1 protein-coding gene is annotated in these 241 nt (G+C 61.8%); it reads left to right on the top strand.

Annotation, left to right across the window (positions count from 1 at the left end):
- Positions 1–241, top strand: a 241-nt coding sequence (locus SB719_RS22275; RefSeq protein ID WP_412160051.1) for a hypothetical protein, incomplete at both ends; no start/stop codon positions are given.

Consider the following 241-nt stretch of genomic DNA (forward strand, 5'->3'; position numbering starts at 1 on the left):
TCGGCTTGACATGGTCGAATGCGCAGATCAACGCGGCTGAAGTCGACGAGCACTTGACGATGCTGTCGCACAACCTCGCGGACGCGGGTGTCGTAGCGCTCAGCAAGAACGTTCGGGACCGGTATCCGGCCGTGCTTTCGCACCATCTTGCGCATGTGCGCAGTGCGCTGTCGGAACTGGTGCTGCAAACGACCCGATCGAATGTCTGGCGGCATGCGGTTCATGGCCTGCTGTTCGCCCC

Source organism: Pantoea sp. SIMBA_079 (assembly GCF_046940275.1).
Taxonomy (GTDB): domain Bacteria; phylum Pseudomonadota; class Gammaproteobacteria; order Enterobacterales; family Enterobacteriaceae; genus Pantoea; species Pantoea borealis.